The following is a 25,293-nucleotide window of genomic DNA, read 5'->3' as shown; positions in this document are numbered from 1 at the left end:
GCCATGCGTGCGGCTGAAGACAAGCATAGAATAAGGCACCCCGAACGGGGGCGAGAGGCAAACGGGGAAATGGGTACTCACATGCTGCTGAAGGACGAAGTTCAAATGTTGCGGCGGGTTCCGCTTTTCGCCGGCGTCGAGCCGGGAAAGCTGAAACTGCTTGCCTTTACCTCGGACCGGGTCAGCTACGATGTCGGCGAGGCGCTTTTCCAGCAGGGCGATGCCGGGGACGCGGCTTACGTGGTGCTGGACGGCAAGGCAGACATTCTGGTCGATACCTCCTCCGGGCCGATCAAGGTCGCTGAAGTCGAGAAGAACTCGATCGTCGGCGAGATCGCCATTCTCTGCGACGTCTCCAGGACCGCGACCGTCAAGACCACCACCTCGCTCGAGGCGCTGCGCATCCGCAAGGATCATTTCCTGAAACTGCTGACGGATTTTCCCGAGATCACTATCGAGATCATGCGCGTGCTGGCCGACCGTCTCAGCCACACCACCAGCGAACTCAGCGAAGCCCGCAGCCGCGCCCGCAACCCCGATCAGGATTGAGCGCTGATCGCGCCATCTGCCCGGCGGATCGAAAACCTGTTCGAGGGGAGCCCTGAGCGATAGCGCTCATACATCGCAAACAGCAGCGCGAAGGATGCCTGCGCCGTGTCCGCGGGCCAGCTTGCCCTAGGGTAGAGCGCGGCGACCCCATCGTAGAGGCCAAGCTTTTCCGCGCCGATCCACGGCAAGGCCAGTTCGCTGCCCATGCGCAGCCGGTACCAGTCCGCCAGGAAGTCCATGGCGGAGAGGCCGAGACGACGGCTTTCCACCATCAGCGCCACGGCATCCGCTGCTTGCGGTTCATCGGCGGTAACGGTCTTTGCATCGGCAAGGGCAATGTCTTCCGGCCGTTTTGCCAACAAGACCAGATCGGCGAGATCCAGCGCCCACAGGGCATCGGCGAGAGCCTTCGGCCATTCCCGTTTCAGATGACGCCGGCCAACCAGATGGCCAAGATGCTCATAAAGGAAAGTCCCGTAATCGTCGGCTGCCTGCACCCTCGCGAGCGATTGTCTTACCTCCCAGCCCGCCCCCTGCTTCCCCTTCTCCCCAGCGGGGAGAAGGTGGCCAGTAGGGCCGGATGAGGGGGACGGCTGGCTTGGAGCAACCGGCAGCACCCCCTGATCCGCCCTTCGGGTACCTTCTCCCCGCAGTGGAGAAGGGGAAGCCGCCATTTCCATCTGATAACACCGGCGGATCACCGGATCGCGCGCCAGATCATCGAGCCCAGGTGTGTCGATCTCCAGCCGATCGGGGTGGATCGTCACGACCTTGTAACCGCAGGGAAACGCCACCAGCGACGGCACCGCGACATTGACCAGATAGCCGCCATCCGTGCTGCGCGACCGCGCCGTATCGTTCACATGCAGGTGCCCGCTGAAATGCACGGCGATGCCGGCTGCCATCAGCCGCTCGGCAACAGCGGCATCCGGGATGCGCTTCACCATGCCCGTCCGCCCGAGAAGCGCCAGTTCCGCATCCCGCGTGCCATCCAGCGGATCGATTGCCGGATAATGGGAAAAGGCCATCAGGCACTTCCCCGCCGCCTTTGCCCGCCGCGCCACATCGGCAAACCAGTCGAATAGGAAGGCCTTGTGCTTCAGCATGCCGTTCCAGCCGGCATCGGTGCTATCGGCGAAATCTCCGGCATCGCCGGGCGCGATGCCATCGACCGGCGCAAAGACATTGGCGTCGATCATCAGCAGCCATACATCCGGCAAGGGCTCGACGAGATAGGACGCCTCCATCAGCCGCCGCCGCACCCGGCCATCCGGCGAACGGACCTCGTAAGTACGGCCCTCCACAGCAGCCTCTGAGCCGAACGGCGTTTCCCAATGCAGCTCGTCGCCCCTCGGGAAGAAACCGAAGGCAGCCATGTTCGAAAGCCCTTCGGGATAACCGGGGCAATACATCGCCGGCGTCACCACGATCTCCGCCGCATCGGCGTCGGTGATGCCCGCATCGCTGGTGGCAACGCTGTAACCGCCGTCCCCGGTCAAAAAACGCTTGGTCCGATGCCGGCCGTCGAGCGCGAAAATATCGTGGTTTCCGGGCAGCGCATGGAAGCGCAGGCCGTGGCGGCGCTGGTAATCCTCCAACAGAAGCCTGAGGCTCTTCACCGTCGCCACCTGCCCGTCGTCGGAATAATCGCCGAGCAGCACGACATCGCCGATGCCGGCGGCCGCGATGTCGTCGAGCGTGCGCCTCAGCGCAGCATGGCTTTCGTTGAAGACGCGGGTGGATTTGACGGTATCGGAAAGCCGGCGGAGGGCCATCCGCCGGCCGGCGTCGTCAAAAACGCCTTCGACACCATAATTGCCGTAAACATCATGGTAATGGACATCCGCCACGATGGCGATGCGGGGCGCTGAGGAGGGCGGCATGCGGGAATGTTTCCGTCGAGTTTCCAAACCGGATTCTTTTGTTGCCGTCTGTGCCATATATGGAAAGAAAAAGCGAATTTCAGTCTCGATTAAGCCTGAAGCTTTGGATAACATGGCGGAAATGAGGCCGGCACGAATGCCCGCTCCAGAGGTGAAGTCGAGACTTCGAGAGAAAGTTGCAGCCGGCGCGCAAGCGGCCGTGACTGGGGCGAGAGAGTGAACGAAAACGTGTTTCGGGTACGGTTGTGGGGTGTGCGAGGCAGCCTGCCGGTATCAGGTCCGGACTTCCAGCAATATGGCGGCAACACCATCTGCATCGAAATGCAGGTCGGCCCGCACCGGCTGCTGTTCGATGCCGGCTCCGGCTTGATGCCCGCGGGGCAGACCCTGCGCGCCGAAGGTGTGACCGATTTCAACCTGTTCTTCACCCACTGCCATTACGACCACATCATCGGGCTTCCCTATTTTTCGGCCCTGTTCGATCCCCATGCCTCCGTCACGCTGTGGTCCGGCCATCTGGCGGGGCGCATGACGACCCGGCAGATCATCGGCGAATTCATGCGGCCACCGTGGTTTCCGGTCGAGCCGGATATCTGCCGCGCCTCGCTCAATGCCCGCGATTTCCGCAGCGGCGATATCCTCACCCCCTATCCCGACGTGACGATCAAGACCGGCAAGCTGTTCCATCCCGGCGGTGCGGTGGGTTACCGGGTCGAATGGGGCGGCCGCTCGGTCGCCGTCATCACCGATACCGAACATCATCCGGGCACGCTCGATCCCGCCGTGCTCGACCTCATCACCGACGCCGATCTCTTCCTGTACGATTGCACCTATACCGACGAAGAGATGCCCCGCCATGTCGGCTACGGCCACTCCTCCTGGCAGCACGGCATCCGGCTCGCCGAGGCGGCAGGCGCCAAGCGCGTGGGCTTCATCCACCATTCGCCGCTGCGCACCGATAACGCCCTCAACGCCATCGATCTTGCCGCCAAGCGCGAATTCGCCGGCGCCTTCGTCGCCCGCGACGGGCAGGTCATCGACGTCTGAGCCTATTGCATAAGCTCGGAAACCGGTGTCCAGCGGCAGGCCGGATGACCGGCGGTCGCCGCAAACAGTCCTTCGAGGAACGACCAGACGGCGGCGTCATGGACGAGATGATGGGTCAAAAGCCCCATGCTGCCGCCCTGCCCCATATCCGAAAGCCGCGCGACGATCTCCGCTACCAGCGCCGCCGCATCGCGGCCCCCGCGCGTGCCATGCCAGTCCATCACATCGACATGGGTGTTGACAACAGGCAGTGCGGCCGGCTTTTCCGGCCCATAGACCGAGAGAGCCCGAAAGCCCAGCACCCGCAGATGCGGCACGAGGCCGGCATCGATCCGGTTCCACGGCGGCACCAGAAGCGGCACGAAACGCGCCGGATGCAGCGCGCGCAGCGTATCGAGCCCACGTCCGAGTTCGCCCAGAACCAGTTCCAGCGGCCGTTCGAGACCCAATTCCCGCTTCTTCTGGTCCCGCATCGCATAGTTGGTGTGCGACCAGCCATGGACGGCAACGGAAATGCCCTCTTCGCCCGCCAGCCGTTCCGCAAGCGCGGGACCTGTTGCGGCCGGGATGACGGCAAGGGTCGCCGGAACGTCGAAACGGCGGGTCAGGGCCAGAAACCGCTCCAGTGCCGGGGTCGGAATGACCGCGTCATCATCCCGCAGCCAGAAGCTTGCGACACGCCCGGCCTCGGACCAGCGGGACAGCGCTTCGAGGAGAGGATCAAAAACAGCCATCAGTGTGCGCCTTTCACATAGGTTTCGAGAATGCCGGAAAGTGTGGCGGATGCCTGCACCAGCGAGCGTTCATCCCGAACGAACTCCCGCGCCGCCCGCGCCATCGCCTGCCGCCTGCCATCGTTTTCCAGGAGATCGGCAGTAGCAGCCGCATAAGCTTCGATATCGCCGGCCGGCGTCAGCAGGCCGGTTCGTTCGTGCATCACCACCTCCGGCACACCGGCCGTCGCCTGCGCCACCACCGACAGGCCGGCTGCCTGGGCTTCGAGATAGGCAAGCCCGTAGGCTTCGCCGCAACCAGGCCAGACATAAACGGCCGCTTGCGACAGGATCGTCGCGATCTCGGCCGGCTGCCGCTCGCCAAGCCAGTCGATCCGGCTTTCCGGGAGGTCGGCGAAGACGGCTCTCACCTCCCCCGCCGCCGGCCCGTCGCCGACGATGGAAAGCCGCCAGTCCAGACGGTCGAGCAGGCCGAGCGCTTGAGCCAGCATGCGAAAACTGTCGAGCTTGTCGCCGCTGCGCATCATCGCCACGCAGACGAGCCGCCCCGGTTGCGGCGCGGGTTCCAACGCCAGAAACGGAGCCGGATCGATGAACGGGGAAAGCATGGCGAAGCGCGCGTCGGGCACGGCCGCTTCCAGTCCCGCCCGGTCGCGCCGTGTCATGCAGATATTGACGGCGGCCTGCCGCAGGCCCTCGGCCAGAAACGCCTGCCGCCCCGCCCAGCCGTCACGGTCGCGCCGCGCGGAATAGGAGGCTTCGGCCGTCACATAGGCAATGCCGGCTTCCGCCGCGAGCATCGGGCCGAGCATATCCAGCGCCTTGTAGTAGGGATGGTAGGTGAACCAGGCATCCGGCGCGCCGCTTTCCCGCCAAAGCCGCCGCAACCGCGCAATCTCGGCCTTAGCCACTTGGGCAGAAATCCCCTCGCCCGGTGCGCGTGAAAAGCTGCGCAGTTCGGACGCGACCTCCACCTCATGCCCCGCCATCCGCAGCGCCGCCATCAACTGCCGCGCCATCAGCCGGTCGCCGGAGGGCACGGGATGATTCGGCGATTTGAGCGGAGAATAAAAGGCGATCTTCATGGCCCGAGGTCTATCCGATAAACGATGCCGGAGAAATAGACCTTCACCGTTTCCAAGGGCCCAACCGGCTGCATCGCGTCACCGTTGAAAAACGGTTGGTTGCATTTTTTGTTGCTTGGGGGCAGGCTCCTGATCATGCATGGCGGTCGGAGGGGGTTTCGACGCCGGCATCGATCATCTGTTCCGGCGTGGGGTCTGTATGCGTAACGTGTTTTCCGCCTTTCTCGTCCTGCTGTCGCTGCTGATCGCCGGCCCGTCTCTTGCGCAAACGGCGGCCGCGCCGCCGCCGGAGAAACTGTCGGAACTGCTCAAACTGCTCGACGATCCCGCCATCCGCAGTTGGATCACCGCCCAGCAGCAGGCACAGGCCCAGACGCAGGCTCCTGCCATCCCGACGCAGGATGTCGAAGACCTCGAGGAAAAGGCGCGCAGCCATTTTGCCGCGCTTGCCGCGGCGGTGCCGAAGGTGCCCTCCGAAATTGCCAGGGTCTCCGCCCGCATCCGCGCCGATGGGGCCGCAAGCGGCTTTGCCCCCACCTATCTGCTGATTGCCGCCATCGTCGCGGTGGGCCTGGCGATCGAGTGGATTTTCAAGCGTGTCAGCAAGGGCGCCCGTTTTGAAAACGGCATCCTCAACAAGTTGCTGCTGGAAGCCGGGCCGACGCTGGTGTTTATCGTCACCGCATCGGTCATTTTCCTTGTCGTGCCCTGGCCGCTGCTGGTGCGCCCGGTCGTCCTGTTTTCCCTGCTGGCGGTCTTTGCCTTCCGCACGGTGCTCGCCATCGCGCGGTTGGCGATGACGGCCGGCGCAAGCCACCGGACCGTCCATCGCCGCGGCATGATTTTTACCGGCATACTGCTGGCCGGCATCGTGCTTGCAGCGCTGGGGCCGAAGCTCGGCGTCGACCCAGATGTCAGCACCGTCATTTCGCTCTTCGTCTCGGCGGTGCTGCTGGCGATCGCGATTGAAACCGTGTGGCTTGCCGCTCCGGCCGAAGAAAGCCCGCAGCGGCTCTGGCCGAAGATGCTGCGCACCCTCGCCCTCGTCGCGTTGTGGCTCGTCTGGTGCCTCGATTTCAACGGGCTGTTCTGGATCGGCATTTTCGCCGCCGCCCTGCCCCGCGTGCTGCCGGCCGTCGATCACATGGTTCGCGCCTTTGCTGAAAGTCGCTGGCAGGAGGGCGTGGTCAACAGCCCGCGCATGGTGCTGATCTCGCGCGGCGCCCGCGCGCTGGTGATCGGCGCGGCCGTCGCCTGGCTTGCGCTCATCTGGCGCTATGATCCGAACGATCTCCTGCAGCGCAATCCGGTGCTCGACACCATCATCACCGGCCTGTTCAAGAGCGTCGTCATCCTGCTGCTCGCCGATCTCTGCTGGGAACTCACCAAGACCTTTATCGACCGGAAATTGCAAACCGTGTCCGACCCGCAGTTACAGAACCCCGCGGATATTGCGCGCGGCAGCCGGCTGCGCACTCTGCTGCCGATCTTCCGCAATGCGCTGGCGGCGCTGGTGCTCGTCACTGCCGGCCTGATGGTGCTGTCGGAAATGGGCGTCGCCATCGGCCCGCTGATCGCCGGCGCCGGCATTTTCGGCGTCGCCATCGGCTTCGGCTCGCAGACGCTGGTCAAGGATATCGTCAGCGGTGTCTTCTACCTGATGGACGATGCCTTCCGCGTCGGCGAATATATCCAGAGCGGCAGCTACAAGGGCACGGTCGAATCCTTCAGCCTGCGCTCGATCCGGCTTCGCCACCATCGCGGCCCGGTCTTCACCGTACCGTTCGGCGAGCTTGGCGCGGTCCAGAACATGAGCCGCGACTGGGTGATCGACAAGTTCCGCCTCCGGGTGAAATTCGACACCGACGTCGACAAGGCGAGGAAGATCACCAAGAAGCTCGGCGCCGAGCTGTCGGAAGATCCCGAATTCGGGCCGATGATCCTGATGCCGCTGAAGATGAAGGGCGTGGAGGAGATCGGGGATTTCGGCATCGAACTCAGCTTCGCCTTCACCGCAAAGCCCGGCATGCAGACAATGGTGCGCCGCCGCGCCTATACGATGATTCGGCGCGCCTTCATGGAAAACGGCATCGAATTCGCCCAACCGACGGTCCAGGTCGGCGGCGACGAAAAGGGCGATCCGACGGCCGCGGCAGCAGCGCTCCGGAAACACCAGATGGCGACGGAAGCCGCACAGGCCGCCGCCGCGGGCGGGGCCTAGGCAGTAGCAAAATAATGCGGCTCATGTCCTTCTATTGCCCACTGCCTTTCAAAAAAGGACGTCTGCCGTGAACCAAGGCAGTGCAAGAAACACGGCACGCTCGCCCTGGGTAAGACCTCTCCGGTTCCACCTCAGCATCATCATCGTCGCTCTGCTGGTGGCGATCTCGGTGCCGATCATCTGGCTTGCCCACAGGCAGGGCAGCGCCGCCGCGCTCGCGGCCGGCGAAGAGCAGATGAAGGTCCTCAGCCGCCGCACCATCGAAAGCTACGAGGGCGTGTTCGGCGACGGTTATTCCGCGATCAACACCACATCGGTCCTGCAGCCGATGCTGTCGCCGCCGCCGGCGGAAATGAACGCCAAGCGGGAATTTCTGCTCAAGATGCTCCAGAGTTCGCCGGCCATCGACGGGCTTTACCTGGGCTATCCGGACGGCAGCTTCATACAGGTCGTCGACATGGTGGAAAATCCCGCCTGGGCGGCCCGGCTGTCCGCCCCTGAAGGGGCCACCGTCGCCATGCGGACCATCGTCAGCCAATCGACCGGCACGCTTGCCTCCTGGACCTTCTTCGATGCCGCCGGCAAGACCGTCGGCGAAAAGCAGATCGAAAACAGCGCCTACGATCCGCGCCGGCGCCCCTGGTACAACACCGCGCGGACGCGGGACGGACCGGTTTCCGTCGGCCCCTATGCGACGGCGAGCACCCGTTCGCTCGCCGTCACGCTCGCCATGCCGATGGAAAAGGATTCCGAGGTCGTCGTCGGGGTGGATGTGCTGCTGCAGACGGTGAGCCGGCTGCTGGCGCGCGAAATGGTTTCCGGCAATGCCCGCGGCTATGTCTTCGATGACGAGCGGCAGTTGATCGTGCATTCCGATCCCGCCGAGATGGAGCGCCTGCTCGCCATTCTTTCGGCCCCGCCGAAGATCGCCGACGAACTGGTGCAGATCCAGGACCCCATTCTCGATGCGGTCAAGGACCTCGACTGGACGACCGGCACGGCCGACGGCAAGATGGTGCGCTTTACGGTTGATGGTGTCGATTACATGGCGCAGATCGCCTCCGTCTCCTTCTCCGGCCTGATGCGCGGCAACACCATCGTCATCACCGCCCCGCTCGACGATTTCATCGGCCCGACCGAGGCCCTGCTGCAAAAGACGCTGCTGATCGCGCTCGCCTTCCTCACGGCCGGCATCCTTGCGGCATTGCTGATCGCCCGGCTGATCAGCAGGGCGCTGTTTTCGCTTGCCGCCAACGCCCGTCGCATGGGCGATCTCGAATTCCACGGCTTCGAGAAGGTGCAGTCTTGGGTGCTGGAAATCAACATGCTGACCGCCTCGCTCGCCGCCGCCAGCGAGGCGATGAAATCCTTCGCGCTCTACGTGCCGCGCGAGCTGGTGCGCAAGATCATCTCTTCCGGCCAGGCGATGGCGCGCACCGCCATCCGGCAGGAAGTGACCGTGCTGTTCACCGACATCCGCGATTTCACGACGATTTCGGAAGAGCATTCACCGGAAGAGATCGTCGACATGCTGACCGCCTATTTCGAGCTGATGAACGAGACGGTGGAAGCCCATAACGGCGCGATCATCCAGTATCTCGGCGATTCGATCTTCGGCATGTGGAACGCGCCGGTCGCCAATGCCGATCATGTCGGCGACGGCTGTCGCTGCGCGCTCGACCTGAAGCGCCGGATCGATGCCTTCAACGCGGAAAACCGGCTGGCCGGAAAACCGGAGCTGGTCACCCGCTTTGGCCTGCACACCGGCATCGCCGTGGTCGGCAGCGTCGGGGCGCAGTCGCGCCGGCAATATACCGCCATGGGCGATACGGTGAATGTCGCCTCCCGCCTTGAAGGCATCAACAAGCAATTCGGCACGACGATCATTGCCAGCGGCAGCATCCGCACGGTGGCCGGCGATGCCTTCGGTTTCCGCAGCCTCGGCAGCGTCCATGCCAAGGGGCGCAAGGAGCCGATCGACATCTACGAACTGCTGGAAAAGATCGAGGACGATGCTTCCGGCCACGGCGCACCTGTTATAGGTTGAAGCCGGAAGGACCCCGCGATGACCGCAACCCGCAATTTCCCCATGCGCACCGTGCTGCGCATCCAGTTTTCTCCGGAGCAGCGGCTCGGCCGCGGCAAGATGGAGCTTCTGGAACACATCAGGACCACCGGCTCCATTTCCGCCGCGGGCCGGGCGATGGATATGTCCTATCGCCGCGCCTGGCTGCTGGTCGAGGAAATGAACGTGATGTTCTCGGAACCGGTCGTCGCCTCGCAGCGCGGCGGAAAACAGGGCGGCGGCGCGCAGATCACCCCTTTCGGCGAAGAGGTGCTCGCCCGCTTCCGCGCCATGGAGGAAAAGACCCAGGCTGCGATCCGCGCCGATCTCGACTGGCTGGAAAACCACCGCAGCCTCCCTGCGGAGACCTGATCAGGGCCGCTCGAAGGCCACCGTCTTGACGATCGCATAGACGGGACTGCCGATCTTCAGCCCCAACCGCTCCGTCGAAAAACGGGTGATGCGCGACTGGATGACATCGCCGCCGCAATCGACCGACACATCCATCGTTTCACCGCTGCCGGCTTTCAGGCCCGCGACTGTGCCTTCGAGGATATTGAGGGCGCTGATCCCTTCCGGCCGTGCGGTCGCCAGGAGCACGTCTCTCGCGGGGATATGCACGCGCACGCGCCGGCCGATATCGTGATGTCCGGGGATGAGCAGCGATGCCGTTTTCAGGACCACCGTCGTCAGGCCATTGCTGTCGTCGATAGAGCGGATCGTGCCCTCCAGCAATGCCCCGGTTTCACGGCGCTCGGCCGCGATCGAAACCGATGCATCCCCGAGGATGTCCGCCGCCGACCCCGTCGCCCTGATCTTGCCGGCCTCCAGCACGACCACATGGTCGGCAAGGCGCGCGACTTCGGCCACCGAATGACTGACATAGACGATCGGCACGCTCGTCTCGTCGCGCAACCGTTCGAGATAGGGCAGGATTTCCGCCTTGCGCTCCTCGTCGAGCGCCGCCAGCGGCTCGTCCATCAGCAACAGGCGCGGATCGGAAAGCAGCGCCCGGCCGATCGCCACGCGCTGCTTTTCACCGCCCGAAAGATTGGAGGGCCGCCGCTCCAGAAGCGCCTCGATGCCGAGCAGATCGACGATGCGGGCGAGATCGTCGCCGCGCGCCGCCTTCGGCGAAAACCAGCGGCCATAGCCGAGGTTCTTGCGCACGGTGAGATGCGGAAAGAGCCGCGCCTCCTGAAACACATAACCGAACCGGCGTCGGTGGCAGGGCACGAACCGGCCCGCCGCCGTATCGACCAGCACATCGCCGTCGAGGGAGACCCTGCCCTCATCCGGCGCCGTCAGGCCGGCGATGATGCGCAGCAGCGAAGTCTTGCCCGAGCCGGAGCGGCCGAACAGCGCGGTAACGCCGCACTGCGAGGTAAACCCGGCATCCAGCGAAAACCGGCCGAGCCGGTGGCGGGCTTCGACGATCAGGCTCATTCGACCTCGATCCTGCGCCCGACGAGGCGCGCCATGAATTCGGAAGCCAGAAGTGCCGCCATGGAAATGACGATGGCGACAATGGTGAGCCGCATCGCCCCGAGATCGCCGCCCGGAACCTGGGTGAAGGTATAGATCGCCGCCGACAGCGTCTGGGTTTCGCCAGGAATATTGGAAACGAAGGTGATGGTCGCGCCGAACTCGCCCATCGCCTTGGCGAAGGACAGGATCATGCCGGCGATCACCCCCGGCAGGATCAGCGGCAGGGTGACGGTCGCAAACACCCAGAGCGGCGACGCCCCAAGCGTGCCAGCCGCCTCTTCCAGCCTGCGGTCCACCGCCTCGATCGACAACCGGATCGACCGCACCATCAGCGGAAAGCCCATGACCGCGCAGGCGAGTGCTGCACCCGTCCAGCGGAAGGACAAGACGATGCCGAACCAGTCCGACAGGAAGGAACCGACCGGCCCACGCCGGCCGAACAGAATGAGCAGAATGAAGCCGGTGACGACCGGCGGCAGGATCAGCGGCAGATGCACGATGCCGTTGAGAAGCGACTTGCCCCAGAAACGTCCGCGCGCGAGCGCCATGGCGACGAGAATGCCGAAAGGCAGGCTGGCGAGCATGGCGACGACAGAAATCCGAAGGCTCAGATGGATCGCCGTCCATTCCGCATCGCTCAAGACCAGCCAGTCCAATGGGTTACTCCGATAACGACAATGATGTCCACGCCGTGCCGCCATACCCCCTCTGTCACTCCGTGACATCTCCCCCTCAAGGGGGGGAGATGTCACGGAGTGACAGAGGGGGGTGAAGCCGCCCACTCTGCTTCCCTTGTAGCTCCTATTTCAGGATGGTGAAGCCCTGCTCCGTGAAGAACGCTGCAGCCTTGTCCGATTTCAGGAATTCAAGATAGGCGGCAGCATCGGCATTCTTCGATTCCGAGAGAATGGCGACCGGGTAGATGATCGGCGGATGGCTGTCTTCCGGGAAAGTCCCGACGACGGCAACGCCCGGATCGGCAGCCGCATCCGTCTGGTAGACGATGCCGTAGGGCGCTTCGCCGCGCGAAACCAGCGCCAGCGCCGCACGAACGCTTTCAGCACCGGCGACCTTGCCCTCGACCGACGACCAGACGCCGAGCTTCTCCAGCGCCGCCTTGCCATATTTGCCGGCCGGCACGGAATCGACCGCACCCATGGCGAGTTTGCCGTCGCCCACGAGACCGGCGAGGTCAAAACCCTCCTTGATCTCGACGGTCTTGGCATTTTCCTTCGGCGCGACGAGCACGATGCGGTTGCCGAGCCAATTGGAACGGGTGTCGTCCTTGATCAGCTTCTTCTCGCCGACATAATCCATCCAGGCGAGGTCGGCGGAGATGAACAGATCGGCCGGCGCGCCGGATTCGATCTGCTTGGCGAGCGCCGAGCTTGCGGCATAGGAAACCGTCGTCTGCTTGGCACTTTCCTTGGTCCATTCGGCATTGGCCGCATCAAGCGCGTTCTTCAGGCTCGTAGCGGCAAAGACGGCGATCGCGTCATCGGCCATCGCGGGGCTGGCAACGGCGGTGAAACCTGCAACGGCAACGGCGACGGCAACTTTCGTCAGCTTGCCGAAAAGATGAAATGTCATGGGTTCCCTCTCCAATTCTCTCGAAATATCCGAATGGATATAGCGAAGCAGAGCGAATGACTAGCGTTATATTCGAAGAAACACATTGCTTGAAACGAGAAAGCCGGACGGTCCGGCCTGCGCCGGGACTGGCAACGCTCAGCCGCCCGAAATCTTCTCCTGCGCGGCGGCGACCGGCTGGCTATAGACATGCACCGGTTCCCCCACTCCCTTCAGCGGGTAGGCGCCGAGGCTTTCCAGCTCGACCTCATGGCGCACCATGTCGGCGAATTCGCGCGACAGCAGCACCGGGCGACCGATCTCCTTGGTCAGCGCCTCCAGCCGCGAGGCAATGTTGACGGCAGGGCCGATGACGGTGAAATCCAGCCGCTGGCGCGAGCCGATATTGCCGTACATCACGTCGCCCACATGGACGCCGACGCCGTAACCGAGGACAGGCCGCCCCCGCGCGGCATTTTCGAGATTATAGGTGGCCATCGCCGCCTGCGCCTCGCCGATCGCCTGCAAAAGGTCGAAACAGGCCCTCGGATTGCTGAGCGGGAAGATCGCCAGCAGCCCGTCGCCCATGAATTTGAGGATTTCGCCGCCATGGGCCTGGATCGGCTCCGACATCGCGTCGAAATAGGCGTTCAGGAGGTCGATGACGTCGTCGCGCGGCCATAGGTCGGAGATGGCCGTGAAGCCGCGCAGGTCGCAGATCACGATCGCGGCCGCAACGGTGACGCCGCTGCCGCGCGTGGTGGCGCCGGCCAATATCTGCTCGCTCGCATGCGGTCCGACATAGGTGCGCAGCAGCGTGCGGGCGAGAATGTTCTTGATGCGGATTTCGGTGACCAGCGTCAGCGCCGGCGTCAGGTCTTTCAGGAATTCCAGATGCTCGTCGAGAAACCCGCCCGGCCGGTCGCTGGAAAAGGTCATAACGTGGCGCTTGCCGAGCGTATGGTCCATCGGCCAGGCGACGTAATCCGTCATCCCCTCGCGGGCAAGCTCTACATAGAGAGAATAGGCGTGTCCCCGTTCGGCGAGCCCTTCGAGGTTCTGCCGCACCTCGGCGGCGCCGCTCATGATCTCGTTGGCTGGGCTGTTCTGGAATTGCGCCGTTTCCTCGACCCCATAGCCGAAGAAGCTGATCTTGGCCTCGTCCATGCCCGTGCGCCATAAAATCCGGGCGCCGAGCCATTCGGGATGATGGGTGCGGAAATGCAGCGTGGCGCGCGCCACCGGCACGCCGGCCGCCTGAAGCCGCTTGCACAGCTCGACGAGAATTCTGTCGATGTAACGCTCGTCGCGCGTGCCGCTGACCAGCCAGTCGAGAATGGCGCGGCGCCGGACGGGCCAATGCCCTTCCTGCGCGAATGCCGGGTCCGAATCCATAAAGCCTCCGCCCTGAAACCGCGTGAACTAGATTTGGTGAGCACCGGCAAGTCAAGCAACACCTCAAAAGCAAAAAGCCCCTCCGCGAGCGAAGGGGCCTTTCGATGTCGTGGATGTGCCGGCTATCAGACGGCCTGGTAGGCGGCGATGACAGCAGCGACCTGATCGGAGTTGAGGGCGGCGAGTTGCGTCGAAGACAGAGCGTTCAGCTGGGCACTCGACATGGCGGCGATATCGGCCGTTTCGAGGCCCGGCAGGGCCTTGAGACTGATGGCCGCGATATCGTCGGTCGAGAAGGCCGCGATGCCGTCCGAAGACAGGGCGCCGAGGGCGGTCGAGGTGAGACCGGCGATCTGGGTGGAGGTCAGCGCCTCGACCTGCTCGGTCGTCAGGGACTGGATCTGCGCCGTGGTAAGCGCCGCAACCGCCTTCGCATTCAGGGCGACGATCTGGTCGGTTCCGAGAACCGCGAGATTGCCGGTCGAGAGCGAAGCCACCTGCGTCGAGCTCAGGGCATTGACCTGCGCCGTCGTCAGCGACACCAGCTGGTCGGTCGTAAGCGCCTGAACCTGCGCCGTCGAGAGAGCCAGCAACTGGCTGCTCGTCAGCGCCGCCACCTGATCGGTGGTGAGGGCCGCAACATTGCCGGTGGAAAGGCCCGAGAGGGCCTTCGCGGCGATCGCCGCGACATCGGCGGTCGAGAAGGTGACGATGTCATCGCTGCCGAGAGCCCCCAGCGAAGCCGAGCCGAGGGCCGCGACCTGCGTGGTGGTCAGGGCTTCGACCTGCTCCGTGGTCAGGGCACCGACCTGATCGGTTGTGAGGGCGGCGACGCTGCTGGTGGCGAAGGCCGCGACCTGCCCCGTCGAAAGGGCGGCGACGTTGGCCGTGGTCAGCGCCTTGGCCTGCGTCGAGCTCAGCGTCGCGATCTGCGACGTGGTGAGCGCAGCCGCCTGGTCGCTGGTCAGGCCGCCGATCTGGCTGGTGGTCAGGACGGCAACCTGGGCGTTGGTCAGGGCGGCAGCCTGATCGCTGGAGAGAACGGCGAGGTTCGCCGTGGTCAGCGATGCCAGCGACTTGGTGTTGATGGCGGCGATGTCGTCGGTGCCGAAGGCTGCGACCTGATCGGTCGTCAGCGCTGCGACCGCTGCCGAGCCGAAGCTGCCGATCTGGCCGGTCGAAAGAGCGGCGATGTGATCGGTGGTCAGCGCTGCGACCTGACCCGAAGTCAGGGCCGCAATGGACTTGGACGAGAGAGCCGCAACCTGAACCGTGGTCAGGGCCGCGATGTTGTCGGTATCGACGGCGGCAAGCTGCGTCGAGGAGAGCGCACCGAGCTGGGCCGTGGTCAGGACGGCGGCCTGGTCCGTCGTCAGCGCACCGATCTGGGCCGAAGAGAGGGCCGCGATCTGTGCTGTGGTCAAAACCGCGACCTGATCGGTCGTCAGCGCCGCGACGCTGTCGGTGGTGAGCGAGGACAGATATTTCGCGCTGATCGAGGCGACGTCGTCCGTCGAGAAGACGGCGATATCGTCCGTACCCAGCGCGCTGACAGCGGCGGAGCCGAGGGCGGCGACCTGCGTCGAGGAGAGCGCTTCGACCTGTTCCGAGGTGAAAGCGTTGATCTGGGCGAGCGTCAGGGCGGCAACCGACTTGGAGTTCAGCGAAACAACTTGATCGGTCGAAAGCGCTGCGAGGTTGGCGGTCGTGATGGCGGCAGCCTGGGCGCTGGTCAGGGCGGCCACTTGCGCGGTCGTCATGGCCACGGACTGGTCGCTGGTAAGCGCGCCGATCTGGGCGGTGGTGAGCGCCGCCGCCTGGCCGGTCGTCAGAGCCGCGACCTGATCGGTCGAGAGCGAGGCGATCGTGCCGGTCGAGAGCGTCGACAGCACCTTCGTCGTGATCGCCGCGATATCGGCGGTTGAGAAGGTTGCGAGATCGTCCGTCGAGAGTGCGCCGAGAGCGGCGGAACCGAGGGCCGCGACCTGCGCGGTGGTCAGGGCTTCGGCTTGATCGGTCGAGAACGCATCGATCTGGGCGGTCGAGAGCGCAGCAGCCGACTTGACGCTGAGGGCAGCGATCTGGCCGGTGGAAAGAGCCGCGACGTTATTGGTCGAAAGGGCACCAACCTGTGCGGTCGAGAGCACAGCGACCTGAGCGGTCGTCAGGGCAGCAGCCTGATCCGTGGTCAGCGCCTGAATCTGGGTGCTCTTCAGCGCCAGAACCTGACCGGTCGAGAGGGCCGCGACCTGATCCGTGGTGAGCGCCGCGACGCTTGCGGTGTTGATGGCGCCAATCTGCACGGTGCTGATCGCACCCAGCTGCGCGGTGGTCAGCACGGCGGCCTGATCCGTGGTCAGGGCGCCGATCTGGCCGGTCGAAAGGGCTGCAAGCGCGGCGGAGTTCAGCGCACCGACCTGATCGGTCGAGAGAACTGCGACGTTGGCCGTGGTCAGGCCGATCAGCGACTTGGCGTTGAGGGCGGCGATGTCGGCTGTCGAGAGAACGCCGACCTGATCGGACGTCAGGGCCGCGAGCGAAGCCGAGCCGAGCGCGCCGAGCTGGCCGGTGGTCAGCACATCAACCTGATCGGTCGTTAGGGCGCCGATCTGGCCCGTCGTCAGGGCATTGATCGCCTTGGTGTTGAGGGCGGCAACCTGATCCGTCGACAGGGCGGCAAGGTTAGCGGTCGTGATCGCGATCGCCTGGGCGGCGCTGAGCGCGGCGGCCTGGGCGGTGGTCAGGGCAACGGCCTGATCGGAGGTCAGGGCGGCGATCTGGGTGGTCTTCAGGCCGGCGATCTGGCCGGTCGTCAGAGCCGCGACCTGATCGGTCGAAAGGGCCGCGAAGTTGGTGGTCGACAGGCCGGCCAGCGCCTTGGCGCTGATGGCGGCGACGTCGGCCGTCGAGAAGGTAGCCAGCTGGTCGGTGGATAGCGCGCCGAGGGCGGCGGTGCTGAGGCCGGCGACCTGGGTGGTGGTCAGTGCTTCCGCCTGCTCGGTGGTCAGTGCACCGATCTGGGCGGTCGTCAGCGCCGCGATCGTCTTGGAGTTCAGGGCGCCGACCTGCGTGGTGGTGAGGGCGGCGACATTGGCGGTGCTGAGCGCTGCGACCTGCTTTGCGCTCAGGGCCGAGATCTGGGTGGAACCGAGAACGGCGACCTGATCGCTGGTCAGCGCTGCAACCTGCGCGGTCGACATGGCAGCGACGGATGCCGTGCCGAGACCCGCGACCTGATCGGTCGACAGGGCGGCAAGGGCTGCGGTGCTAAGGCCGGCGAAGGACTTCGAGCTGATGGCGGCGACGTCGGCGGCAGCAAGCGCTGCCACATGGTCGGTCGTCAGAGCGCCGATGGCGGCAGAGCCGAACGCGGCGATCTGGGCGGTGCCGAGAGCATCGACCTGATCGGTGCTGAGAACGGCGACCTGGGCGGAGGTCAGCGCAGCGACCGCCTTGGTGCTGAGGGCGGCGACCTGGCCGGTGGTGAGGGCTGCGACGCTGCCGGTGGTGAGGGCTGCCGCCTGGGTGGCGGAGATGACGGCGGCCTGGGCCGTCGTCAGGGCGCCGACCTGGTCGGTCGTCAGGGCGCGGATCTGGCTGGTCTTCAGGGCGGCGACCTGCGCCGTCGTCAGCACGGCGACCTGATCGGTCGAAAGAGCGGCGATGGCGTCGGTCGAGAGGCTTGCAAACGCCTTTGCACCGATGGCAGCGATGTCATCGGTGGAGAAAACGGCGACATCGTCGGTGGTCAACGAAGCGACGACGGCGGTGCTGAGCGACGAAACCTGGGCGGACGTCAGTGCTTCGACCTGCTCGGAGGTCAGAAGCTGGACCTGGGCGCTGCTGAGAGCGGCGATCTGCGTGGTCTGCAGGCTGGCGATATTGGCGGTTTCGATGATGGCGAGCTGCGCAGCCGTGAGGCCGGAGAGCGACTTTGCCGTGATCGCGCGCAGCTGGGTGGAGTTCATCGCAGCGAGATCTTCCGTCTCGAGAGCGGCGATCTGGGAAGAGCTGAGCGTGGCGATCTGCTTGGTGGAAAGAGCCGCGACATCATCCGTGCTGAGGGATGCGATCGTCGCGGTCGTCATGGCTTTGATCTGGTTGACAGTGAGAGAGGAAACTATCGAGGTCATGGACGCGCGCCTATGATGTTGACCGATTGCACATATCGCTCTCTCCGCCGGCAGCCGGCATCGTCAGACACCCCGCAACCATGACCACACCGCCGCAAAAACGACGATGCCGGCCGACCACAAGATCGCCTGTTGGAAAGAAACGACGTTACGAGGAACATGGCTCGCAGGAGCCAGCGCGTTGGGAGGGCATCATGCAGCCAGGGCCGAAAACCCTGATTCCCACGCCTTGAGGTGCTCGCACCTTGCGGCAGCAAGGCGTCTCACTGTCATCCGCCCTCCAGGGTCCCGGCATGGCAAAACATGCGGGTAGAGGCCTTGACGAACATTTAATTCGGCATTGTCTAATTTTAAGTTAATGCGATTGTTAAATTATATGGGTTTTTAGCAACCCCTCATTTTTCCTGCGCCATATCGGGACGGTGGAACCAATTTCCTTCTTCACCGGTAAAAGCCGACACAAGCCCAAAGCAAGCTAGGACATATAAGCAGGTCGTTACGCTCCGCGCCCCTACGTCAACCACTGCCCTACGGCGGCCTGTTTCCGAGATGCCCATGCTGAACGACAACGCATTCGCCTCCATCAGCGGTTCGCCGCTCGTCGACGTCCTCAACCGGGCGAGAAACCAGCAGGTCTCGCTGGCCGAACTGTTCCAGGTCGCGGAAAACTTCAACCTGACGGGCGACCGCGCCAATGCGGCGGAACTCTACAAGACCTGGGTCGCCTATAACGACAGCAACCCGCTGCTGCACCTCGCCTATTTCAACTACTCGGTGACGCTGCGCCAGATGGGCGATCTCGCCGGCGCCGTGCAGGCGCTGCGCGCCTGCCTGAAGGTCGATCCGAAATTCGGCCAGGCCCATATCAACCTCGGCCGGGCGCTGGAAGATTCAGGCCAGCTCAACCACGCGATCCAGCAGTGGAAGAGTTACGTCGAGGCGACCGCCGACATCACGCCCGATCGGGCAAACCACCGCCTGATGGTGCTGCAGCACATCGGCCGCGTGCTGGAAGGCGCCGGCCTGCTCGAAGAAGCCGAATCCACCCTGCGCCAGGCCATGGAGCTTCGCCCCGACAAGACCGAGGCCGGCCACCACTGGACCTCGATCCGCCAGCGCCAGTGCAAGTGGCCGACACTCGTTCCCTCCGAAAACGTCACCGTCCGCAATTTGCTCGACTCGATGTCACCGCTGACGCTCGGCTGCTTTGCCGACGATCCGCTGTTCCAGCTCGCCAAGGCCTACCGCTACAACAAGTCTCTGATGGGCCGTCCCGACCAGCTCGCCTTCCCCGTGCGCAAGCCGCGCAAGAAGGTCGGCACCAAGGAGCGCCTGCGCGTCGGCTACGTCTCTTCCGACCTGCGCGACCACGCTGTCGGCTTTGCGCTCAGCGAAGTGCTGGAACTGCACGACAAGAAGAGCGTCGAGATCTTCGCCTATTACTGCGGTGATACCCGCACCGAAGACGCCACCATGCGTCGCATGAAGGCCGCGGTCGATCACTGGCGCGATATCGCAACGACGCCGGATCAGGACGCGGCCAACCTCATCGCCAATGACCAGATCGACATCCTCATCGACGTCAACGGCTATACCAAGCTGGCGCGCACCCGCATCTTCGCCCACCGCCCTGCCCCGGTCATCGTCAATTTCTGCGGCTATCCCGGCTCGATGGGCAGCCCCTTCCACCAGTATATGATCGCCGACGACGTCATCGTGCCGCCGGAAAACGAAATCTATTACTCGGAAAAGGTCTTCCGCATTCCCTGCAACCAGCCGGTCGACCGCAAGCGCCTGATCGGCCGCAAGCCGACCCGTGCGGAAGCCGGCCTGCCGGAAGACGTCTTCGTCTATGCCTGCTTCAACGGCATGCAGAAGATCACAGCCCCCTGCTTTGCCCGCTGGATGACGATCCTTGCGGCGACGCCGGGCAGCGTGCTCTGGCTGCTTTCCGGCCCGGAAGACGTGAACCAGCGCCTGCGCGTGGCCGCCACCCAGGCCGGCGTCGCACCGGAACGGCTGATCTTCGCCCCGAAGGCCGCGAACCCGGATCACCTCGCCCGCATCGCGCTTGCCGATCTCTTCCTCGACACCTTCCCCTATGGCGCCCATTCCACGGCCGGCGATGCGCTGACCATGGGCCTGCCGATCGTGACCGTGCCGGGCAAGAGCTTTGCCTCGCGCTTCTGCGCCAGCATCGTCTCGGCCGCCGGCATTCCGGAACTGATCTGCAAGGATGCCGACGATTTCGTCGTCCAGGCGATCGCGCTCCACAACGATCGCAAGCGCCTCGCCGATATCCGCGCCTCGCTCGCGACCCAGCGCGAAACCTGCGCCCTGCGCGACATGCCGGGCCTCGTGCGCCGGCTGGAGGAAATCTACTGGCAGATGCAGGGCGAGTGCGAACGCGGCGAGACCCCGACGCCGGACCTGCGCAACCTCGACACCTACTACGAGGTCGGCATCGAGCTGCTGGCCAACGAGATCGAATACGAGGACGACGCGGCCTATCGCCAGCGCTACCGCGATATGTTGGCCAAGTGGAACATCTATGCGCCGCTCGGAGAGGATGCTCGCCTGCTGGCTAAGTGACGCCGGTCACAATCGTTCAAATCCCTCCGGCGGCGGACCGGAGGGATTTTTACGTTTCAAGAAGGACGCCATGCGCGGATTGCATGGGAGGATTGAGCGTTTCCCCAATTCTCATTCCCGATGAAAAGGCCCATATCAGCGTCATCAAGACGCCGGGCCGATGAGCGGATACCGACGTCAAGCTCAACCCATGAAAGGGGTTTATCATGAACGTCGTTCGCAGCTTCAACAACTGGCTCTCCTACCGTCGCGCCATGGCCGATCTCAGCCGCCTGGACACCCGCATGCTTCACGACCTCGGCATCAGCCGCGGCCAGTTCCCGGCGCTGGCCCGCAGCTCCAACCGCTAAAGTTTGTCAGGGAAAAGTGGAAACCGGTTTTCCCGAAAAGACAAACGAAACAAAAGAATCGAGAAACTGTCCGGTTCAGAAATGAACCTGAGAGGCTCCAGAAAGCGACACTTCCGTTTCAAAACGCCCGCCTCAAAAGCGGGCGTTTTTGTTTGCGCTCGCCGAACTTTATTTTCCTGTCGCCGGAACCTCCCGCGCGGCTGCGAGATTAAACGCAGGAAAGGAGGGTCCAATGGCAAACAACCCGACCCACTCCCCCGCCGTCCAATCCCTGCGGCAGGAAAAAGCCGAGCAGCGCAAAGCCGGCAACAAAAGCGATCTCCAGGAAGGTCTCGAAGACACCTTCCCTGCATCAGACCCCGTGTCGGCCTCATCGACCACCACGGCGACCCCGTCGTCGGATGCATCGGCATCCCAGAGCATGGGCGGCGACGGCGCAGCCGGTACGACCGACCAATCGCCGCGCTGGGAAGGACCGGAAAGCACTCGCCCGCGGGGCTATCTGCCGGCAAAGGACGATCCCGATACCAACCGTGACGCCGCCGGCGAAACCAACCGCGATCCGGACCGCAAGAAGGCAACCGACGCCCTCAAGGTCAAGGGAAACTGACATGGCCGTCAAAGACGATGCCGAGGGCCAGTTTGCGAAGTCCCGAGCCGACCGCAAGAGCAACGGCGTCGCAAGCGCCAAGCCGACCGTGATCACAGGCTCGGAGGATGCCACGGCCCACCGCACTCCGCCGGGACAAAAACACCCGAAACGGGATTGGGACGTGAATTTCGACGAGACCGAACCCGACCGTTCCTGACCCTCCCCTGCCGGCATCGCGACGATGCCGGCGGATTACCGGCGCAGGCGTCCAAGCCCTGCTTTTCTATCTTTTCGTTCTCGGCTAATGTTCGCGAAGGCGTGACCGTCCCTCATTCCCTTCGGAGCCAGCCGCCCGTGAAATTCGTATTCTTCTCTCCGCATTTTCCCACCAACAATATCGATTTCTGCGACCGTCTCCGTCAAGCTGGCGCCACCGTTCTGGGGATAGGCGATGCCGCCTACGAACGCCTGCCCGCCAAGCTCAAAAGCGCGCTCGGCGAATACTACCGCATCACCGACCTGGAGGACGCCGACCAGGTGCTGCGCGCCATGGGCCATTTCATCCATCGCTGGGGCCGTATCGACCGCTTCGAATCCCTTAACGAGCACTGGCTGGAGCAGGACGCCGCGATCCGCACGGATTTCAATATTCCGGGCATCCGCAGCGATTTCATCGAGAACCTGAAGCACAAGTCGAAGATGAGCGCCTTCTTCCGCAAGGCCGGCGTCGAGACGATCCGGCAGCACGGCTATACCGACAGGGTCGGCGTCGAGGCCTTCATCGCCGAAGTCGGCTATCCCATCGTGATCAAGCCCGACCAGGGGTCCGGCGCCAGCAACACGCTGAAGATCAGCGACCGCGGCGATCTCGATGCCTTCGAGGCCACGAAAAAGCCCGGCGTCCGCTATGTCGCGGAGCAGTTCATCGACGGCATCATCCTGACCTATGACGGACTGGTCGATCGCGACGGCGAGGTGGTCTTTGCCGCCAGCCACCGTTTCGAGCAGAGCATCATGGGCGTGGTCAATGCCGATTCCCATCTCAATTACTATTGCCTGCCGTTCGTCGATCCCGCCGTGGAAAAGGCCGGACGCGCGGCCGTCGAAGCCTTCGGCATCCGCGAGAAGTTCTTCCACATCGAATTCTTCCAGACCCGGACGGATGGCCGTATCGTGGCGCTGGAGATCAACATGCGTCCGCCCGGCGCCTGGATGACCGACGCCATCAACTACTCCTATGACATGGACGTCTATCGCGAATGGGCGGGAATGGTCGTCGCCAACAAGGTCGGCGGCCCCTTCACAGGGCGCTACTACACCGGCTATGCCAGCCGCAAGAACCATATCCGCTACGTCAACGATCACCGGGCCATTCTTGCGGCCCATGGCGACAGGATCGTGCATTTCGCGCCGATCGAGGATGTGTTCAGCCGGGCCATGGGCAATTTCGCCTATCAGTTCCGTTCGGAAGATTTTGAAGAGGTGAAAGCCATCGTGCGCTTCATCCAGGATGTGGAGCGTTAAAACGGTGCAGGTCGATTATCACAAGCGCTTCAGCCATCACCTCGGGCGGGAGATGGAGTTCAAGACCTACGGCCATGCCGGCCGCCCCGTTCTGGTCTTTCCCACCTCCAACGGCCGTTTCTACCAATATGAGGATTCCGGTGGCGTGCATGCGCTGGCCGACCGCATCGAAGCCGGCGAAATCAGGCTCTGGACGGTAGATGGCATCGATGGCGAAAGCTTCTTTTCAAATGGTCACGACCTTCCCGCCCGCATTGCGCGTCATGAAGCCTATTTCCGCTATATCCACGACGACGTGCTGCCGGACATCCTCGCCGCCGACGGCCGCGCCCCCATCCTCTCGGGCTGCTCGATGGGCGCCTTCCACGCCAGCAATTTCCTCTTCCGCTTCCCCGACCGCGCAGCGGGTCTTATCGCACTGAGCGGCGTCTATTCGACCCGCCACTTCTTCGGCGATACGCTCGACGGTCAAATCTACTTCAATTCGCCGGTCGATTATCTCGCCGGCATGCCCGAAGGCGATCTCCTCGGCCGCATCCGCGCCCGCCGCCTGTTTTTCTGCTGCGGCCAGGGCGCCTGGGAGGAACCGATGATCGAGGACACGCGCCGTCTTGAAGCCGTGCTGCGTGACAAATCCATCCCCGCCTGGGTCGATTTCTGGGGACCCGACGCCAGCCACGACTGGCCCTGGTGGCACAGGCAGATCGCGTATTTCTTCGGCAAGTGGCTAGAGGACGACCGAAACGAGCCGCGGTGATGTTGAACAGCCGGGCGGCGGGCGGACACGAGTGGCAGCGACCACTCAACCCGTCACATTCCTGGGAGAGCTAGCCGATCTTCTCGATAATCGGCGGGATTTCCACGAAAGCGAGGTCCGTCGAACCGGAATCGATGATGTCGAAGACGGCCTCGAGCATCTTTGGAACATCCTGCCGCACCATCTCGATATGGTCTCCGAGCATGGCGACGAAGGGGTCCCAGTCGAAGCAGCCGAGATGGGGCATGCGCTCGGCATAGTGTCCCGAATGGCGTATCCAGCGCATGACGCCTTCGAGTGAAATCGTCGAGTTGACGAACATGCCGCGCGGCAGGTCGCTCGTTCGAGCCGCGAGTTGTCGCATGACATTTTCCGCTTTTTCCGGCGCGTAGCCGCAGGTCTGCACCAGAGCCTCATCCACGGTGATGCCCGCCTCCGCATGGGCATCGCGGAAACCGCGCACGCGCTCCATCGTGTTGTGGTCGGTGCCGCGCCCGCCGACGAAGAGAAGCGGGGCCTTCTCGCCATACTCCCGCTCGCAATTGGAAAGCACGCGGCGCGTCAGTTCCAGCGCGCCACCGTAATTGTCGGAAATGACCGAGGGGGCGCGGGAGCCGGGCAGATCGAGATTGATGGTGCGCACGCCGGCGGCGGCGCAGAGATCGACGATACGGTCCGGGTCCGTCGCACCCGTCGCGATCAGGCAATCGACCTGATAGGACAGCATGGCGCGTGCCGCCTCCACCTCCAGCGCCGGATCGCGCATCGTGCAGGTGATGATCGGGAACAGGCCGCGCTCGCGGGCACGCGCCTCGAACTGCTCGACGATCGAGCCGAAATAGCGGTTGTCGTATTTCGGAACGATCATGCCGATGATCTTCGAGCGCTCGCGGCGCAGGACGCTCGCCTGCATGTTGAGCGCGTAGCCCTGTTCCTCAGCCAGTTTCGTGATCTTTTCGGCAAGCTTGACGCTGATGCGCCGCTTCTTCCAGTTGCCGTTGAGAACGGCACTCACGGCGCTGGCGGATGTGCCGGCCAGCTCTGCCAGATCATAGATGGTCGTCCTTTTCGGTGGGCTCGTTCGATTCACTGTCATCTCCATTTCGAAAGCCACCTTGACACCAATGGCGTTTGGTGACAATTCTTGCTTCATCGATTGAGCACATGTGCTTCATCGATGGAGTTGCCTGAACAGCAAGGCTGACCCAAGGGAGGAGTCAGACGGAGCATCGACGAACCGGACGTTGCGGCATCGCTGCAGCGAACGATGATCCATGCGCTTTCGGCGCGTGGAGGCGGTCGATCCCTG

20 protein-coding genes are annotated in these 25,293 nt (G+C 63.9%); 11 read left to right on the top strand and 9 right to left on the bottom strand.

Features of this window, described 5'->3' with window-relative positions; genetic code table 11:
- The first annotated feature begins 81 nt into the window (after positions 1 to 81).
- Positions 82 to 549 carry a Crp/Fnr family transcriptional regulator gene (locus tag ASC86_RS12535; protein WP_056321279.1) on the top strand — a complete coding sequence of 156 codons (468 nt, stop codon included), beginning with the start codon at positions 82 to 84 and terminating at the stop codon, positions 547 to 549.
- Here ASC86_RS12535 and ASC86_RS12530 read toward each other — a convergent pair.
- Positions 540 to 2,432 (bottom strand): metallophosphoesterase, encoded by a 1,893-nt coding sequence (locus tag ASC86_RS12530; RefSeq protein WP_056321276.1) that lies wholly within the window; start codon positions 2,430 to 2,432, stop codon positions 540 to 542. The two genes, ASC86_RS12535 and ASC86_RS12530, sit on opposite strands and share 10 nt — an antisense overlap.
- A gap of 216 nt (positions 2,433 to 2,648) precedes the next feature.
- Between ASC86_RS12530 and ASC86_RS12525 the strand changes: the two genes are divergently transcribed.
- A complete protein-coding gene (locus tag ASC86_RS12525; RefSeq protein ID WP_056321272.1) occupies positions 2,649 to 3,479 on the top strand; it encodes an MBL fold metallo-hydrolase in 831 nt (276 codons plus the stop codon).
- 2 nt (positions 3,480 to 3,481) lie between these two features.
- Here ASC86_RS12525 and ASC86_RS12520 read toward each other — a convergent pair whose 3' ends face one another.
- The gene (locus ASC86_RS12520) at positions 3,482 to 4,213 is read right to left on the bottom strand and encodes a polysaccharide deacetylase family protein (protein ID WP_056321265.1); all 732 of its coding nucleotides are present in this window, start codon (positions 4,211 to 4,213) and stop codon (positions 3,482 to 3,484) included.
- The gene (locus ASC86_RS12515) at positions 4,213 to 5,298 is read right to left on the bottom strand and encodes a glycosyltransferase family 4 protein (protein WP_056321263.1); all 1,086 of its coding nucleotides are present in this window, start codon (positions 5,296 to 5,298) and stop codon (positions 4,213 to 4,215) included. The genes ASC86_RS12520 and ASC86_RS12515 overlap by 1 nt, the downstream gene beginning before the upstream one ends.
- A 199-nt stretch (positions 5,299 to 5,497) precedes the next feature.
- On the opposite strand from ASC86_RS12515, the gene ASC86_RS12510 reads away from it, so the two are divergent.
- The 3 genes from ASC86_RS12510 (at position 5,498) to ASC86_RS12500 (ending at position 9,956) form a co-directional block, all read left to right on the top strand.
- The gene (locus ASC86_RS12510) at positions 5,498 to 7,519 is read left to right on the top strand and encodes a mechanosensitive ion channel family protein (protein ID WP_056322536.1); all 2,022 of its coding nucleotides are present in this window, start codon (positions 5,498 to 5,500) and stop codon (positions 7,517 to 7,519) included.
- 67 nt (positions 7,520 to 7,586) lie between these two features.
- Positions 7,587 to 9,566 carry an adenylate/guanylate cyclase domain-containing protein gene (locus ASC86_RS12505; protein ID WP_056321261.1) on the top strand — a complete coding sequence of 660 codons (1,980 nt, stop codon included), beginning with the start codon at positions 7,587 to 7,589 and terminating at the stop codon, positions 9,564 to 9,566.
- Between the two features lie 18 nt (positions 9,567 to 9,584).
- Entirely contained in the window at positions 9,585 to 9,956 is a 372-nt protein-coding gene (locus tag ASC86_RS12500) for a winged helix-turn-helix domain-containing protein (protein ID WP_056321259.1), read from the top strand.
- Here ASC86_RS12500 and modC read toward each other — a convergent pair whose 3' ends face one another.
- The 5 genes from modC to ASC86_RS12475 all read right to left on the bottom strand — a co-directional run bounded on the left by modC (position 9,957) and on the right by ASC86_RS12475 (position 18,169).
- Positions 9,957 to 11,030 (bottom strand): molybdenum ABC transporter ATP-binding protein, encoded by a 1,074-nt coding sequence (gene modC, locus ASC86_RS12495; protein ID WP_056321256.1) that lies wholly within the window; start codon positions 11,028 to 11,030, stop codon positions 9,957 to 9,959.
- On the bottom strand, positions 11,027 to 11,728 hold the full coding sequence (gene modB / locus ASC86_RS12490) for a molybdate ABC transporter permease subunit (protein ID WP_056321253.1): 702 nt from the start codon (positions 11,726 to 11,728) through the stop codon (positions 11,027 to 11,029). The genes modC and modB overlap by 4 nt, the downstream gene beginning before the upstream one ends.
- Positions 11,729 to 11,873: 145 nt before the next feature.
- Positions 11,874 to 12,662 (bottom strand): molybdate ABC transporter substrate-binding protein, encoded by a 789-nt coding sequence (modA, locus tag ASC86_RS12485; protein ID WP_056321250.1) that lies wholly within the window; start codon positions 12,660 to 12,662, stop codon positions 11,874 to 11,876.
- A 138-nt stretch (positions 12,663 to 12,800) separates the two neighbouring features.
- Positions 12,801 to 14,036 (bottom strand): adenylate/guanylate cyclase domain-containing protein, encoded by a 1,236-nt coding sequence (locus ASC86_RS12480; protein ID WP_056321248.1) that lies wholly within the window; start codon positions 14,034 to 14,036, stop codon positions 12,801 to 12,803.
- Between the two features lie 125 nt (positions 14,037 to 14,161).
- Positions 14,162 to 18,169 (bottom strand): hypothetical protein, encoded by a 4,008-nt coding sequence (locus ASC86_RS12475; RefSeq protein ID WP_056321245.1) that lies wholly within the window; start codon positions 18,167 to 18,169, stop codon positions 14,162 to 14,164.
- A gap of 555 nt (positions 18,170 to 18,724) precedes the next feature.
- Between ASC86_RS12475 and ASC86_RS12470 the strand changes: the two genes are divergently transcribed.
- From ASC86_RS12470 to ASC86_RS12450, 6 genes are all read left to right on the top strand, one after another.
- Complete coding sequence (locus ASC86_RS12470) at positions 18,725 to 20,761, top strand: tetratricopeptide repeat protein (RefSeq protein ID WP_056321243.1); 2,037 nt, start codon at positions 18,725 to 18,727, stop codon at positions 20,759 to 20,761.
- A gap of 206 nt (positions 20,762 to 20,967) precedes the next feature.
- Positions 20,968 to 21,111, top strand: a complete 144-nt coding sequence (locus ASC86_RS25235) for a DUF1127 domain-containing protein (protein ID WP_082510163.1) — start codon at positions 20,968 to 20,970, stop codon at positions 21,109 to 21,111.
- A 421-nt stretch (positions 21,112 to 21,532) separates the two neighbouring features.
- Positions 21,533 to 21,721 (top strand): hypothetical protein, encoded by a 189-nt coding sequence (locus ASC86_RS12465; protein WP_056322533.1) that lies wholly within the window; start codon positions 21,533 to 21,535, stop codon positions 21,719 to 21,721.
- 1 nt (position 21,722) lies between these two features.
- Positions 21,723 to 21,920 carry a hypothetical protein gene (locus tag ASC86_RS12460; RefSeq protein WP_056321240.1) on the top strand — a complete coding sequence of 66 codons (198 nt, stop codon included), beginning with the start codon at positions 21,723 to 21,725 and terminating at the stop codon, positions 21,918 to 21,920.
- Between the two features lie 137 nt (positions 21,921 to 22,057).
- A complete protein-coding gene (locus tag ASC86_RS12455) occupies positions 22,058 to 23,227 on the top strand; it encodes an ATP-grasp domain-containing protein (RefSeq protein ID WP_056321237.1) in 1,170 nt (389 codons plus the stop codon).
- 4 nt (positions 23,228 to 23,231) lie between these two features.
- Positions 23,232 to 23,984 carry an esterase family protein gene (locus ASC86_RS12450; protein WP_056322530.1) on the top strand — a complete coding sequence of 251 codons (753 nt, stop codon included), beginning with the start codon at positions 23,232 to 23,234 and terminating at the stop codon, positions 23,982 to 23,984.
- 70 nt (positions 23,985 to 24,054) lie between these two features.
- On the opposite strand, the gene ASC86_RS12445 is transcribed toward ASC86_RS12450, so the two are convergent.
- Positions 24,055 to 25,080: a LacI family DNA-binding transcriptional regulator gene (locus tag ASC86_RS12445; RefSeq protein ID WP_156387034.1), complete on the bottom strand. Its 1,026-nt coding sequence runs from the start codon at positions 25,078 to 25,080 to the stop codon at positions 24,055 to 24,057.
- Between the last annotated feature and the right edge of the window lie 213 nt (positions 25,081 to 25,293).

The sequence above is a fragment of the Rhizobium sp. Root1212 genome, assembly GCF_001424985.1.
In the GTDB taxonomy this organism is placed as follows: domain Bacteria; phylum Pseudomonadota; class Alphaproteobacteria; order Rhizobiales; family Rhizobiaceae; genus Pararhizobium.
This window is presented reverse-complemented; position numbering and strand designations above follow the sequence as displayed.

Bases quoted from the DNA above. Each gene is read 5' to 3' on its own strand.
- ASC86_RS12535 (WP_056321279.1), top strand. From the start codon at position 82: ATGCTGCTGAAGGACGAAGTTCAAATGTTGCGGCGGGTTCCGCTTTTC.
- ASC86_RS12530 (WP_056321276.1), bottom strand. From the start codon at position 2,432: ATGCCGCCCTCCTCAGCGCCCCGCATCGCCATCGTGGCGGATGTCCAT.
- ASC86_RS12520 (WP_056321265.1), bottom strand. From the start codon at position 4,213: ATGGCTGTTTTTGATCCTCTCCTCGAAGCGCTGTCCCGCTGGTCCGAG.
- ASC86_RS12515 (WP_056321263.1), bottom strand. From the start codon at position 5,298: ATGAAGATCGCCTTTTATTCTCCGCTCAAATCGCCGAATCATCCCGTG.
- ASC86_RS12510 (WP_056322536.1), top strand. From the start codon at position 5,498: ATGCGTAACGTGTTTTCCGCCTTTCTCGTCCTGCTGTCGCTGCTGATC.
- ASC86_RS12500 (WP_056321259.1), top strand. From the start codon at position 9,585: ATGACCGCAACCCGCAATTTCCCCATGCGCACCGTGCTGCGCATCCAG.
- modC (WP_056321256.1), bottom strand. From the start codon at position 11,030: ATGAGCCTGATCGTCGAAGCCCGCCACCGGCTCGGCCGGTTTTCGCTG.
- modA (WP_056321250.1), bottom strand. From the start codon at position 12,662: ATGACATTTCATCTTTTCGGCAAGCTGACGAAAGTTGCCGTCGCCGTT.
- ASC86_RS12480 (WP_056321248.1), bottom strand. From the start codon at position 14,036: ATGGATTCGGACCCGGCATTCGCGCAGGAAGGGCATTGGCCCGTCCGG.
- ASC86_RS12475 (WP_056321245.1), bottom strand. From the start codon at position 18,169: ATGACCTCGATAGTTTCCTCTCTCACTGTCAACCAGATCAAAGCCATG.
- ASC86_RS12470 (WP_056321243.1), top strand. From the start codon at position 18,725: ATGCTGAACGACAACGCATTCGCCTCCATCAGCGGTTCGCCGCTCGTC.
- ASC86_RS25235 (WP_082510163.1), top strand. From the start codon at position 20,968: ATGAACGTCGTTCGCAGCTTCAACAACTGGCTCTCCTACCGTCGCGCC.
- ASC86_RS12465 (WP_056322533.1), top strand. From the start codon at position 21,533: ATGGGCGGCGACGGCGCAGCCGGTACGACCGACCAATCGCCGCGCTGG.
- ASC86_RS12460 (WP_056321240.1), top strand. From the start codon at position 21,723: ATGGCCGTCAAAGACGATGCCGAGGGCCAGTTTGCGAAGTCCCGAGCC.
- ASC86_RS12445 (WP_156387034.1), bottom strand. From the start codon at position 25,080: ATGACAGTGAATCGAACGAGCCCACCGAAAAGGACGACCATCTATGAT.